Origin of the sequence: Yoonia sp. SS1-5, from assembly GCF_038443705.2 — a bacterium.
Taxonomy (GTDB): domain Bacteria; phylum Pseudomonadota; class Alphaproteobacteria; order Rhodobacterales; family Rhodobacteraceae; genus Yoonia; species Yoonia rhodophyticola.
In genome coordinates this window covers 222,160-235,112 of the sequence record NZ_CP151764.2, presented here as the reverse complement: position 1 = coordinate 235,112, position 12,953 = coordinate 222,160, and the positions used below count along the sequence as shown (strand labels likewise).

The window sequence follows — 12,953 nt, the reverse complement described above, 5'->3', positions numbered from 1 at the left end:
AGGCGGGTCTGAAATGCTCGCCTCATTTCAAATTCGATCAGAGTTGCGGGAGGGGCAAATGATCAAAGCGCGTACATTACAAGACCTGTTCAAACGGTATCGGAGACCAGGCGATCTACCATACAGCGTCCTTTGCGTCGTTTTCAGTCTCTTTTTGGCTTTGAACCTGTCAGCACAAACGACTTGGGTTTCCAACACCAAGCTGTTCGCACAGCCCGCATTTTGGCCCTATGCCGCGGTCATCTCGATGGTGTTGTTTTCGGTGCTACATCTTATTTCGAGTATGGTTTCACCGAAATTGGACGGCCGTTGGCAAGAAATCGGCTTCTGGTTCAAATCCGTAGAGTTTGCCGGCTGGTTCATGATCTATGTGATCACAGTTCCGCAACTTGGCTATTTGCCGACCACAATCCTCTTTGCGGTCGCGCTGTCCATTCGCCTGGGATACCGGGGGTTAAAATTTCTCGGCTCAGCCGCGCTCTTTGGCGCGGTAGTGGTGATCATCTTCAAGACGCTGCTACAGGTCAAGGTACCGGGTGGGGCAGCCTACGAGCTCTTGCCCACGGCCCTTCGCTCTTTCTTCCTGACGTATTTCTAGGAGCCCGAAATGGAAACCTTCTTTTCAGGTGTAGAACTCCTCATGCGTTGGGATGTTGTCCTGGCGCTCTTTATTGGATCAGTCGGTGGCGTGATCATCGGCGCAATTCCGGGCGTCGGTGCTGCGGTTGCTATCGCCATTCTCCTTCCAGCGACCTTTTCGCTTGATCCAATTGTTGGACTGACAATGTTGTTGGGAATCTATGGATCGTCCATGTATGGCGGTGCACTGCCTGCCATATTGATCAACACGCCCGGCACTGCGGTCAATGCCTTGACGACTTATGACGGCTATCCCATGACCAAACGCGGACAGGCACGTCGCGCCTTGGCATTGGCCTATTCCGCCTCCTTCTGGGGCGGCATGTTCGGGATACTCTGTCTGATCTTTTTGTCCCCGGTTCTGGCGCTTGTTGCGCCTCATTTCGGAAGTCGAGAAATCTTCTTAGCGGCTCTTCTTGGTATTATCCTTGTCGTACTTGCTCACCGAGGCCAAGTGTTTGCCGCGGGCGGATTGGCTGGTTTTGGCATCCTGCTGCACACGGTTGGATTGGACGTCAAATACAACCAGCGCATGACGTTTGAGCAAACCTGGCTGACGGGTGGCTTCGACCTGATTGTCGTGGTCTTGGGCCTATTCGCGCTGTCGCAAGCGTTTCTCTTGCTGACAGAAAAGGACAGCTCCCCCGATCCGCAGCCAGTGGAAGGTTCGCTCGCAAGCGCCATGAAAGAAACTTGGCTCTACAAACGCGTTGCCACAGTCGCTGGCGGTTTTGGGGTGCTGATGGGCATGATCCCGGGCGTCGGTGAATTCACGGCGCAATTCATGTCCTACACCTATGCGCGGCGAACCTCGAAAACTCCGGAGCAATTTGGCGATGGATCTCCTGAGGGTTTGATTGCATCGGAAGCTGCGAACAACGCCGTTCCGGCCGCCGCGATGATCCCCCTTCTCGCGTTGGGTATTCCGGGTGAAGCACTGACCGCCATGATGCTGTCTGTGTTCTATGTGCACAATGTCATTCCGGGTCCGCAGTTGTTTCAAAATCAACTGGATTTTGTTTATGCGCTCTATATCGCGATGATCCTGCTCAATGTGATCGTCATCATCTTCTTGATCTTCTCAACGAACTTGTTGACCAAGGTGATCCAAGTTCCGACACGGTTTCTTGGCATGATCATTCTGACGCTCAGTTTTGTGGGGGTATATTCCCTGCGCAACTCTGTGGTCGATTGTGCGATCGCCTCCGGCTTCGGTGTTTTGGGTCTTGTCCTGAAACGCCTGAACCTGCCCATTGTCCCTATCGTTCTTGGTATGGTTCTCGGTGGCATCATGGAGGTCAAGCTCCGCTCTGCGATGATCCGGGTAAAAGATCCGCTTGATTTCGTCGAACGGCCCATCGCCGCAATCCTCGCCGTTCTGATCGTTCTCGTGATCCTGATGCACATTCGTACTTTGCGCAAAGAGCATAAGGCTCGGCTGGCAGAGTCAGAGATCGATCACGACCTGCATGACACTCAGCAAAGGTAACATCTTGTGACAGATCAATCCCAAATCGACGCCCTTCGTGAGAAGGCAATTGCGCCGCAAAAGCTGCTCATTGACGGCCAGTTCAGCGACAGTGCCTCCGGGCAGAGGGATGAGGTGATCTCACCTCTGAACGGGATGGTCTTGACCACGACGGCGGCAGGCACAAAGGAAGATACCGAACGTGCTATTTCCGCCGCGCGGCGTGCATTTGATGACAAGCGTTGGCGGGGTATGCCCCCCGCTGCGCGCAAAAGGATAATGCTTAAGTGGGCCGATCTGATAGAAGCAGAAGCGCTTGACCTGGCAGTTCTGGGCGTGCGGAACAACGGCACAGAAATCGGCATGGCTCTGCGGGCCGAGCCCGGCTCAGCCGCCGCCACTTTGCGGTTCTACGCTGAAGCTATCGACAAGATTTATGGCGAAATCGCCCCGACAAGCGACGATGTGATGGGCTTGATCCACCGGGAACCAATCGGTGTTGTCGCGGCCATCATACCGTGGAATTTCCCATTGATGATCGGCGCATGGAAACTGGGCCCGGCCATCGCAGCAGGCAATTCCGTGGTTCTGAAACCGTCCGAGACCGCGTCCCTTACCCTCATCCGCATGGCAGAGCTTGCACATGAAGCAGGTCTGCCGCCTGGCGTGCTGAACGTTGTCACCGGCGAAGGTAAGATCGTGGGTGAAGCCTTGTCGCATTCCATGGAAGTGGATGTTATCGTGTTTACAGGGTCCGGCGGAACGGGACGTCGCCTGTTGCAGGCGTCTGCCACATCGAACATGAAACGGTGCTATCTGGAACTTGGCGGCAAATCCGCCAACGTCGTTTTTGCAGACGCCAAAAACCTTGCCGAGGCCGCTGCGGTCAGTGCAGCGGGTATCTTCCGGAACTCCGGTCAGGTTTGCGTTGCAGGCTCCCGACTGCTCGTGGAACGCTCAATTCATGACGAATTTGTTGCTGAATTGGCCAAGGCGGCAGCTGCGATGCGTGTAGGCGACCCATTGGACATGAACACACAGGCTGGTGCGATCAACAACGAAGTCCAACTATCGCAAAATCTGTCTTTTGTTGAAACTGCCCAAGCAGAAGGTGGCACGCTCCGCCACGGGGGCAACCGCATACTCCAAGACACCGGCGGCTTTTACATGGAACCTACGATCATAACGGGTGTCAAAGAACAGGACACAGTCGCTCAGAAAGAAGTTTTCGGGCCGGTGCTTGCTGTGACCGCCTTTGAAGACGAAGACGATGCAATCCGTCTTGCCAATAGTACAGACTTTGGGTTGGCAGGCGGCGTTTGGACCTCTGACCTTTCGCGCGCTCACCGCATGGTACGCGAAATGCAGACCGGGGTGGTGCACGTCAATACCTATGGCGGCCCTGATGTCACCGTCCCGATGGGGGGCATGAAGCAATCAGGAAACGGCCACGACAAATCATTGCATGCCTTTGACAAGTTCCTCGATCTTAAGACCGCGTGGATCAAGCTCTAGCACACTTCACCACTTAAATTCGAAAGGATTTCAAATGAAGGTTCTCGTCCCCATAAAACGTGTGATCGACTATAACGTGAAGGTTCGCGTCAAAGCGGACGGTAGCGGCGTCGATTTGGCCAACGTGAAAATGTCCATGAACCCCTTTGATGAGATTGCTGTCGAACAGGCAATCCGCCTGAAGGAAGCCGGTCAGGCTGACGAAGTCGTCGCCGTGTCCATTGGCGTTAAACAGGCCCAGGAAACACTGCGCACGGCGTTAGCCATGGGTGCGGACCGTGCCATTCTGGTGGTAGCTACCGACGATGCGCACAACGACATTGAACCTCTAGTGGTTGCAAAGATCCTCGCCAAGGTCGTTGAAGAAGAGCAGCCGGGCCTCGTGCTCTGCGGCAAACAAGCGATCGACAACGACATGAATGCGACCGGCCAGATGCTGGCAGCGTTGATGGGCTGGTCACAGGCGACCTTTGCGTCCGAAGTGGAAATTGCTGGCGACAAGGCCAAGGTCACACGCGAAGTGGATGGCGGCCTGCAGACCATCGAGGTTTCCATGCCCACCGTTGTAACAGTTGACCTGCGCCTTAATGAGCCACGCTATGCCTCGCTCCCCAACATTATGAAGGCCAAGAAAAAGCCTTTGGACGAGAAGACACCTGCCGACTACGGGGTGGATGTCACGAACCGTCTGGAGATCGTGAAAACGGTTGAGCCTGCGGAACGTGCGGCGGGCATCAAGGTCGCATCGGTGGATGAACTGGTCGAGAAACTCAAAGAAGCGGGGGCTGTGTAATGGCTGTTCTACTCCTTGCAGAAGTAACCGACGGCGAATTGGCGATGGATGCCACGGCCAAGGCCGTGACCGCTGCCAAGGCACTGGGCGATATCACTGTTCTGGCGGCGGGCGGCTCTGCTGCGGCGGCAGGTGAGGCGGCGTCGAAGATTGAGGGCGTGTCCAAGGTACTAGTTGCCGAAGACGCGACACTGGGCCACCGTCTGGCGGAAGCCACTGCGGCGCTGATCGTGTCACTGGCCGGTGATTATGACCACATCGTCGCCCCGGCCACCACAGACGCTAAAAACGTCATACCGCGGGTTGCGGCATTGCTCGATGTGATGGTGATCTCTGACGCTTCCGGCGTTGTAGATGCCGACACGTTTGAGCGTCCGATCTATGCGGGCAACGCGATGCAGACGGTAAAATCATCGGACACCAAGAAAGTCATCACCTTCCGCACTTCAACATTTGATGCGGCTGGCGCGGGTGGCTCCGCTTCGATAGAGACTATCGGTGCGGCGGCTGATCCCGGTCTTTCCTCCTGGGTTGAGGACAAGGTTGCGGCCTCTGATCGTCCCGAGTTGACCTCGGCTGGTGTGGTTGTCTCCGGGGGTCGTGGTGTTGGCTCCGAAGAAGACTTCGCGCTGATCGAAAAGCTGGCCGATAAACTCGGCGCGGCCGTCGGTGCTTCTCGTGCTGCGGTTGACTCTGGCTATGCGCCGAACGACTGGCAGGTTGGTCAGACCGGCAAGGTTGTGGCCCCTGAGCTTTATGTCGCGGTTGGTATTTCCGGTGCGATCCAGCACCTTGCAGGCATGAAGGACAGCAAGATCATCGTCGCCATCAACAAGGACGAAGAAGCGCCGATCTTTCAGGTGGCGGATTACGGGCTGGTCGCGGACCTGTTCGACGCCGTGCCGGAGCTGATCGTGAAGCTCGGTTAGGTCGGCGGGAAGATTCCGTCCTAGCGGTTACCGCAAAAGCCAGGTTTGGTTGACTGGCTTTTTGCGTCCTAACCAATATCGGCAAGCAGTATGCGGAGATCGAAGATTGATCACGTACTTCCGCAAACCTTGCCCAACGTTAAAGGATTTGTGACGTTCCGACGTAACCATTCGCAAACACAAAGGATACTGATCTTGACCACCAAACAAAAACAGCCCCGAAAACTGATCGAAGGTCGGCCCGCGCTGATCGTGATTGATATCCAGAAAAGCACATTCATTGATGATAGCGAAGTACGCTCCATCAACAACATGCCAGGTTACAAGGACCGCATGACCGCAGCGCGCGGTTTGGTCGATGCTGCCCATGAAAACGATGTACTGGTGGTGTTTATTCAGGAGATTCATCGCTCCGATATGGTAGATTTTGGCCGTGAATTGGACGGCGACGAAGACGTACATTGCCTGGAAGGTGACCCACGCACCGAAGTGGCCAAAGACGAAATGGGGTTTCGTGACGGGGACTATGTCGTTCCCAAACGTCGCTACTCAGCTTTTTTTGGCACCGATTTTGAAATCTTACTACGGGGACTAAAGGCGGAAACGCTCTTTCTTTGTGGCGGACTGACAGATGTGTGTGTTCACTACACATTCGTAGATGCGCACCAGTCAGATTACTTTTGTAGAGTGGTAGAGGATTGCGTGGCCGGATCATCAATCGAAGCGCATAACGCGGCACTCAAAGCGATGGAGTATCTTCAAACTGGCGCTGTTCAGAGCAGATCCACGGTTGTTGATGCTTTCGCTTCTCGCCAATAGCCTAATTAGACATTTAAAATTACCGAGAAATTCTCATACCATTTTGGAGGATCGATCTGCTTGCTTGAGCAAATACAGGGAATGTAGCAGATTTCATTTGAACTCGTCTTACCTGCAGTCATTTCGGATCAAATAGGCACCGGAGAAATTTCTTGAGAACTGTGGCAGGCAAATGTGACTGAACGCTGGCTTAACATATGCGTGCTTATGCGTGTTGGATCACCTTCGGCACCCCTTAAGTCGCTGCCCGCCACATCCGAAACCGCCCCTGCCTCGTAACTTCACGGATGAGGCCTCGCGCTTCCATCCACGCGAGGTTGCGCTGAACGGCCGCTCGGCTGGCACCCGTCAGAGTTTGGGCCATCGGAGCGGAAACCAAGGGCCATTCGGTTAGGGCTGCAAGCAAAGCGGGCGGGGTTTTACCCGAGAGTGGGGACATCTCGACTTCCGCCCGTGTTGACCATGCTTCGATATCGTCAAGGTGCCGCATTGCTGTCACTGTGCCCTTAATTCTTGGACGCTGATGTATTGGCAGGGATTAGGACGAGTCTTGTGCCTTTAATTACTGGATATCCACAGATCGCTGTCTGGCAGATTGAAGGATACTTTCGGCGTACTTGAGCAGTTCGCCGCGGTCCGCATTTACACCGAGTTGTATGATCGCCAACTTTGCCGCTGCGAGATACTCGGGCGGAGGCGAAGCGCTGATATATGCGGGTTGTCGCTTTGGTTGGCCTTCGAGATTATCTCCGCTCCAGAATCTGAGAATCCGTAGTTTGCCGGCAAGGCTTGCCAATCGATCCACCAGTTTCCGTCTATGCGGGAAGGCAGCACGGAGTTTGCGTTCCACGGTGGGATCGTTCTTCATCAACAACGCAACCGCTAGCAAAGGCCGGGTCATTCCGAGATTGATGGCGGCGAGGGCTTTGAAGCGATCTATTCGGTTCTGGGAAAAGAGCGCACCGTGACGTATTTCTGGCGCGAGCACACCAGCGACTTGCAGCGTCAGATCCATCCGTCGACCAGAATGGTGGCCCCCGCGTCGATTGGCGAGCATCAGCCGCTTCGCTCCCGCCTTGGCGCGGGTGCAGAGCCGGGTGCGCAGGTGCACATATGCCGCTGGCTCACCGCGCATTGGCACCAACTCAGACCCGCAGACTTCGCATTGCAGCGACCACGCGAAGCGCCAGTGGCGCAACGATATCCCCGGTACACTATGAGTGCATTCGGGACAGTTCTGAAAATCCGACCACGAAATGCACTCAACCGGGAACTGAACTCGTCGCCTGAGCAACATGCTATCGAGCTCCGCAGGAAGCAGACGTAACATTGCGCAAAACCTGTCGCGGTTTACGCCAGCCAACTCCGATTGCGTTTCCGGCGGACGTTCTTGATCAAGCCCCAGATGTCGGCAGAGCTCTGGGACCGAACAAAAGTTGGCGTCTGCCAGACGGGTGATCCAGCTTGACAGCAGTTCGTCCGGACAAGGTGCCGGACGTCTTGGCAAAGGTTTGCGGTACACTAAAATGCCGGTTGTGGTTGGTTCCGAACGGTCCAACTGTGTTTGGCCCAGATTGGCTGCCAAGATTGGACGGCCTCGTCAGTGATCCGCTCTTCGCCCGTTTCAATCGCGTCGATGGAGAGCGCCTTGATCAGCGTGAACACACGCGACGTGATGCCGCCAGTAATACCGAGAATGGTGCGCAGTGACTGAACACTTAGACCGGACCCGCGCTCCAACTGCATTGCCGCGATCAGAGTCTGGACCAGCCGGGAAAACTCTACATCATCATCCCAGAGTGGCAGAAAATGTTCGTCCAGCCGGCGCGCAAGTTGTTCGTCACCGCGAACGGCCTCAGCGGCTTCGTTAACACCAAAAACGACGAGTGAAGCGCACAGATCATTGGAAAGGAAGCGCAGCATGTTCAGGAAACGGCGTTGTTCACGATAGCTTCCGGCCAAAAGATTGTGGACCTCGTCGATCATGATCATCTTCAGATCCATGCCGCGCAAATGGCTGAGAGCCCGCACCTCCAGTTCGGAGATGGTGTGACGGCCCCACATTGGCGCGCCGATCGACGCCAGGATATGTTGATAGAACCGCCGCTCATCCGGTGCAGGCGGCGCCTGCAGGAGCAGGATCGGCGTGCGCGTCACCCCGAGGTCAGAGCGATAATTACTCGGGTAGAGGCTCTCCATCCGCTTGGCGATCATGGTCTTGCCGATGCCGGAGCTGCCGTAAACCATGAGGCCCGGCATTCTGGACTGCCGAGGCATTTCCATCAGGGATGTCAATCTGTTGAGAACAATGGTTGCGCGGTCAAAGGCGATCCAGCGATCGCTGCGAATGAGATCAAGTCTTTCGTCGAGGTCCATCAAAGTCATCTATCGGGTAAGTTGGAAGGTTGGGGTTGCTTGTATCAATTGCGAACATCTCTCGGGACGGATCCCGCTTCGGCTTGTCGTTTGGCAGGCGTGCTTTGCGTTCTTCGTCCAGGCGCGCCGTAAGCGTCCGTTGCCGCGACGCATGGGCGATGCGCCGCTGCTCTTCAATGATCCCGAACAGAATTGCTTCCGATATCCTTCCGCCGTGCCGCTCATGGAAGATTGCATTGGCGCGCCGCGACTCCCAAAGGGAAACTTTGGGCCGCGAAAGATCCTTGTAGCGCGCCGCAATTGTTCGACCATCGTCTGTGACCACCCAAATCCGGGACATATCTCGCGGGTCGTACTTGACTGTAACCTTCCCCGCGCCGCGCCCGATCATCAGCGCGAAGGCGTCACTCCAATAGCCGATAGAAAACAGGTTGATCCCAGTCCTGCCAAGTTGGCGGCGTTCTGACGGAAGGAAACTGATCCGGAAGGCATCGGTGTCCACGACCTGCCGGCCAGCATCGTCGCCCCCAAGATCGGCCCAGGCGGCGAGCGGGGTTCGCCGCAATCCGCTGTGGCGTGTATTATGGTACCGACAAATCTCCAGCTGCAACCAATCCTCGAACTCATCCAGGGTCATTGAGGCCTTGGCAGCGCTTTCATACTCGCCCTTGTCTTTTGGCGAAGATTGCGTCGTTCCCGGCAGTACATGCACAGCACCCATAGTCGTGCCGATCAGGCGCTCGATATGTCCGCCAAAGTGCACTCGGCCCGGCGGCCGGTAGTTGATCGAGATGCCCCATTCCGCACAGGCCGATCGGAAGGCGTCACTGCGAAAATCCCGCCCGTTATCGACATGGATGGCCTGTGGAATCCCGGCTGTCGGCCAATATAGTTGCTCCAGCGAACTCGGTGTCCGGATGGACTTCGGCCGCACGCAGTGGTCAAGGCAAAGGCAAATGGACAAGACGGATGGAGCGTCGAAAGTGACATAGGCACCCAAGACCACACGTGTCGCAACGTCGATCGCGAGTGTCAGCCATGGTCGCGCCAGAGGTTTGCGTTCAACCTGGTCAACTAGAATAATATCCGCCAACGTGTGATCGATCTGGACGACGTCCAGTGGCCGTTCTACTTCCAACCGCCCTGCCCTCGCTTCGAAAACCTGTTTGGCGGCCTTCGCCCCCTTCCGCTTCCGCAACACCTCACGCTGGTCCATGGCATCAAGGCGGGCCTTGATCGTTTGCCGTGCCGGTGGTTGAAAACCTTTGGCAACGCACTCAGCACGGATCTCGCCCGTTATCCTGCGAAAGCTCGGGCGTTCCGGAACCAGATATCGTTCACGCAAGACCCGGGCGATCATGCTTTCAACTTGTGCTGGCAGACGGAGGGAGCCGGGCTTGGGGCCGCTGCGTTTGGGAAGGAGTGAACTTGCCCGACCATCATTCTCACGCAGCGTGCTCAAAATGCGCCAGGCTGTGCTCCGCGATATGTTCAACTGACCCGCGGCCGACTCCACCGCCCGCCCGATACTCTGGCCCTGAGCAAGCGGCGACAAGAGTGGCCGGAGCACCTCTGCCCTTTCTAGCGCTTTGTCACTTGCTTCTTCCGTCAAAATCTAAAGCTATCCACAATGAAAACTGTCTCACGGTTAGAATTACCATCTCATAAATAACTTTACCATCCCAAAGTTAACCTTACCAAGTCGCCGCTCAAAACAAACAAGAAAATCAATCGTGAGTCTCACGAATTACGTGACCATGACACCCTGCCTTGCTGGAAGGTGTAGTGGCCCATAAGCGGCGTCACCGTCAGAGCAAGGAGCCAGGACAATAGAAGCGAAATGCCGATGACTGCGAAGAGAGAGAACATGAATTCACCCGTCGAGTCCGGACTCAATCCGATCGGCGCGAACGCTAGGATGCCGATCACCGTCGCCCCCAACAAAGGCACTTGTGTTTTTGCTGCGGCCTCGGTTGCGGCCTCTCGCGACGACTTGCCGCGCAGCATGGCGATTTGCATCCCTTCGGCAACAACGATCGCATTGTCGACCAGCATACCCATGGCAATGATCAGCGCGCCCAGGGAAATACGTTCCATCTCGATTGAAAAAGCGTACATAAAGACAAGGATGCCCAAAACCGTCAGAAACAAGGTAACCCCAACCGTTAGCGCAGCGCGCCATCCCATAAAGACAGCGAGCACGACCACAACAATCGCGACCGACATAGCCAGGTTCACCAGAAAGGCGTTTGATGCTTCGTCGACGACCTTGTGCTGTTCGTAGATCGGATGCAGCGACACACCAATTGGCAACTCTTCAAACATTTCAGTCAGGCGATCTTCGACCTGTTGACCGACTGCGACGATATTTTCAGATGGCAAACCCGCAATACCGATTGTGAATGCATCCTGACCATCGAAGCGCACCATAAGGTTTGGGTCATCCACACGTTGCCGCGTGACCTGCGCCAGGTCGCTGATGGTAACAACAGTTCCGCTGACCCCAACAGATAGGCCCGCAATATCGGCAACACCGCCTGCCCCTTCGGGAATTTGCAGTCTCGTCTGCCCCTGTTTTCCAGCATCTGCCATGGAACTTGATGAACCGATAGTGCCAAGAAATGCATTTATCGGGATGTTCTGGTTCGCGGCTATTGCCAGATCAGGTTCCACAAAGACTGCTTCTTCCGGCAAGCCAGCCAAAGCCACATCTGAGACACCATCCACCGCTAAAAGTTCCCGGCGCAAATAACGCGCAAGATCATGTTTTTCACGGTCACTGAAACCCTCGGTCGTCACGGCGTAATACATTCCGAAGACATCTCCGAACGCATCATCAACATATGGCTGACTTGCGCCTTGTGGCAGCGTTGGGGCCGCATCCGCAACCTGGGCACGTAGCTTCGTCCAGATTGGTGGAAGTTCCGAGCCAGTGATGTTGTCAGAAATTTCGACCTCGATCAGCGAAAGCCCTGGGGTGTTGCGCGAGGTGATCTTGCCAACCTCGCCCATTTTCTGAATGGCGCTTTCGAGCGGCTCTGACACTTGCGTCGCCACCTCCTCGGCCGAGGCGCCGGGGTACTGGGTCGCAACCACCGCTACCTTGATCGTAAATGCCGGATCTTCAAGTCGTCCCAAAGACGTAAAGGCTCCGATGCCGCCAAAAAGAAATGTGAGAATCAGTATCCAGGTAAGGATGGGCTTTTCGATGCTAATGCGTGCGATATCCATTGTCAGACCCTCAATCAAAATCGTGGACAAAACGCCGAACAGCTTGCCCGTCGGTCAGCACGTTGACGCCACTGGTGACGATCTCCGCACCCGCTCCGACACCGGACAGAACTTCAATCTCTCCGGATGGAGAAACAGACAGGCTCACTGGAACGCGTTTGACGAACGCCTCATCCCCATCAGCTATCAATTGCATGACAAAGGTTTGCCCCGATGCATCCATGCCAATCGAAGATGGCGCAATTGCAATCCCTGCGGACAGATCTTTGAAGCGCGCATCAACGGTCACGGACGCTCCCGGCAAAAGGAGCCGGTCGATGGGCGCCTGCATCGCAAGCGTTACCTGGAAGGTCTGCCCCACCTCGGACGTCTCGGCATTCGCTTCCTTGAACGCCAAAGGATAGCTGTCTTCACTTCCCGGAAACCTGGCCGAAAGCTCGACATCCGGACCGTCACCGAGGACTTGTACAAGTGTTTCGGGCACGCGAATTTCAACTCTCAATTCCGAAAGGTCCAGAAGCCGCACAACTTGTGTACCGGCCGCAACAGTTGAGTAGTTTCCAACAGCGCAGGTCGCGATTAACGCATCAAATGGCGCGCACAACGTTGATTGGCCCAGTGCATATTCCGCACTTTCCAATGCCACGGCTGCAATTCTTGCATTGGTTTGCGCATCAAGGACTTGGGCTTCGCTGATTGTCGCGCCCGCCAACTTCTCGTACCGTGCGACCGTTCGGTCGGCCTGCTGTTTGGCCAAAAGAGCGCGATCTGCTTTGATCTGAAACGGTGTCTGGTCCAGTTCGGCGATAACCTCGCCCTCGCGGACCAACTCCCCCTCAGGCGCGGTGAAAGTCATGATCCGTCCTGCTACCTGGAAACCCAGATCCACTGATTGTCGAGCTGCAACCTTCCCAAAGAAACTACGATCGGTGCCGTTCGGGGCTGGTTCAACAATTGCTGTTTTTACCAGAACCGGGCGATCTTGGGCAAAGGCGGTAGAGTTGGTGCTCAAGTACAAAGCCAAGACCATCAAGCCGATGATAGATTTCGCCAGGCTATTCAGTGCCTTCGTGTGCATTTCAGATCTCCACTTTCAAAATGTGACGATGTGTCAGCTTTTGAGTGCGCATGCTGAAAACGTCAAGTGAAAACTGATTTTACGTCAGGTATTTTCAGCAAGTTT

At 55.4% G+C, this 12,953-nt stretch carries 10 protein-coding genes and 3 pseudogenes; 6 read left to right on the top strand and 7 right to left on the bottom strand.

Features of this window, described 5'->3' with window-relative positions; genetic code table 11:
* The first annotated feature begins 58 nt into the window (after positions 1 to 58).
* From AABB31_RS01160 to AABB31_RS01135, 6 genes are all read left to right on the top strand, one after another.
* Complete coding sequence (locus AABB31_RS01160) at positions 59 to 598, top strand: tripartite tricarboxylate transporter TctB family protein (protein ID WP_342074985.1); 540 nt, start codon at positions 59 to 61, stop codon at positions 596 to 598.
* 9 nt (positions 599 to 607) lie between these two features.
* Complete coding sequence (locus AABB31_RS01155) at positions 608 to 2,128, top strand: tripartite tricarboxylate transporter permease (protein ID WP_342074986.1); 1,521 nt, start codon at positions 608 to 610, stop codon at positions 2,126 to 2,128.
* Between the two features lie 6 nt (positions 2,129 to 2,134).
* Entirely contained in the window at positions 2,135 to 3,622 is a 1,488-nt protein-coding gene (locus tag AABB31_RS01150) for an aldehyde dehydrogenase family protein (RefSeq protein WP_373634721.1), read from the top strand.
* A 34-nt stretch (positions 3,623 to 3,656) separates the two neighbouring features.
* Positions 3,657 to 4,415 (top strand): electron transfer flavoprotein subunit beta/FixA family protein, encoded by a 759-nt coding sequence (locus tag AABB31_RS01145; RefSeq protein WP_342074987.1) that lies wholly within the window; start codon positions 3,657 to 3,659, stop codon positions 4,413 to 4,415.
* Positions 4,415 to 5,344 carry an FAD-binding protein gene (locus AABB31_RS01140; protein WP_342074988.1) on the top strand — a complete coding sequence of 310 codons (930 nt, stop codon included), beginning with the start codon at positions 4,415 to 4,417 and terminating at the stop codon, positions 5,342 to 5,344. The genes AABB31_RS01145 and AABB31_RS01140 overlap by 1 nt, the downstream gene beginning before the upstream one ends.
* 195 nt (positions 5,345 to 5,539) lie before the next feature.
* The gene (locus AABB31_RS01135) at positions 5,540 to 6,163 is read left to right on the top strand and encodes a cysteine hydrolase (RefSeq protein WP_342074989.1); all 624 of its coding nucleotides are present in this window, start codon (positions 5,540 to 5,542) and stop codon (positions 6,161 to 6,163) included.
* 235 nt (positions 6,164 to 6,398) lie between these two features.
* Here AABB31_RS01135 and AABB31_RS01130 read toward each other — a convergent pair.
* The 7 genes and pseudogenes from AABB31_RS01130 to AABB31_RS01100 form a co-directional block, all read right to left on the bottom strand.
* Positions 6,399 to 6,662 (bottom strand): annotated as a pseudogene (locus tag AABB31_RS01130) (hypothetical protein); the annotation flags it as partial.
* 63 nt (positions 6,663 to 6,725) lie between these two features.
* Entirely contained in the window at positions 6,726 to 7,178 is a 453-nt protein-coding gene (locus AABB31_RS01125; RefSeq protein WP_342074990.1) for a hypothetical protein, read from the bottom strand.
* 156 nt (positions 7,179 to 7,334) lie between these two features.
* A pseudogene (locus AABB31_RS01120) lies at positions 7,335 to 7,685 on the bottom strand (TniQ family protein); the annotation flags it as partial.
* A complete protein-coding gene (locus tag AABB31_RS01115; RefSeq protein ID WP_342074991.1) occupies positions 7,685 to 8,539 on the bottom strand; it encodes a TniB family NTP-binding protein in 855 nt (284 codons plus the stop codon). The pseudogene AABB31_RS01120 and the gene AABB31_RS01115, both read right to left, overlap by 1 nt.
* Entirely contained in the window at positions 8,517 to 10,055 is a 1,539-nt protein-coding gene (locus tag AABB31_RS01110; protein WP_373634769.1) for a Mu transposase C-terminal domain-containing protein, read from the bottom strand. Before AABB31_RS01110 ends, AABB31_RS01115 begins: the two co-directional genes overlap by 23 nt.
* Before the next feature lie 251 nt (positions 10,056 to 10,306).
* Positions 10,307 to 11,770, bottom strand: a pseudogene (locus AABB31_RS01105) (efflux RND transporter permease subunit); the annotation flags it as partial.
* 10 nt (positions 11,771 to 11,780) lie between these two features.
* Positions 11,781 to 12,848, bottom strand: a complete 1,068-nt coding sequence (locus tag AABB31_RS01100) for an efflux RND transporter periplasmic adaptor subunit (protein WP_342074992.1) — start codon at positions 12,846 to 12,848, stop codon at positions 11,781 to 11,783.
* Between the last annotated feature and the right edge of the window lie 105 nt (positions 12,849 to 12,953).

Excerpts from the sequence above, each read along its gene's own strand:
- AABB31_RS01115 (WP_342074991.1), bottom strand. The coding sequence starts at position 8,539 with ATGGACCTCGACGAAAGACTTGATCTCATTCGCAGCGATCGCTGGATC.
- AABB31_RS01100 (WP_342074992.1), bottom strand. The coding sequence starts at position 12,848 with ATGCACACGAAGGCACTGAATAGCCTGGCGAAATCTATCATCGGCTTG.
- AABB31_RS01160 (WP_342074985.1), top strand. The coding sequence starts at position 59 with ATGATCAAAGCGCGTACATTACAAGACCTGTTCAAACGGTATCGGAGA.
- AABB31_RS01125 (WP_342074990.1), bottom strand. The coding sequence starts at position 7,178 with ATGGATCTGACGCTGCAAGTCGCTGGTGTGCTCGCGCCAGAAATACGT.
- AABB31_RS01140 (WP_342074988.1), top strand. The coding sequence starts at position 4,415 with ATGGCTGTTCTACTCCTTGCAGAAGTAACCGACGGCGAATTGGCGATG.
- AABB31_RS01145 (WP_342074987.1), top strand. The coding sequence starts at position 3,657 with ATGAAGGTTCTCGTCCCCATAAAACGTGTGATCGACTATAACGTGAAG.
- AABB31_RS01155 (WP_342074986.1), top strand. The coding sequence starts at position 608 with ATGGAAACCTTCTTTTCAGGTGTAGAACTCCTCATGCGTTGGGATGTT.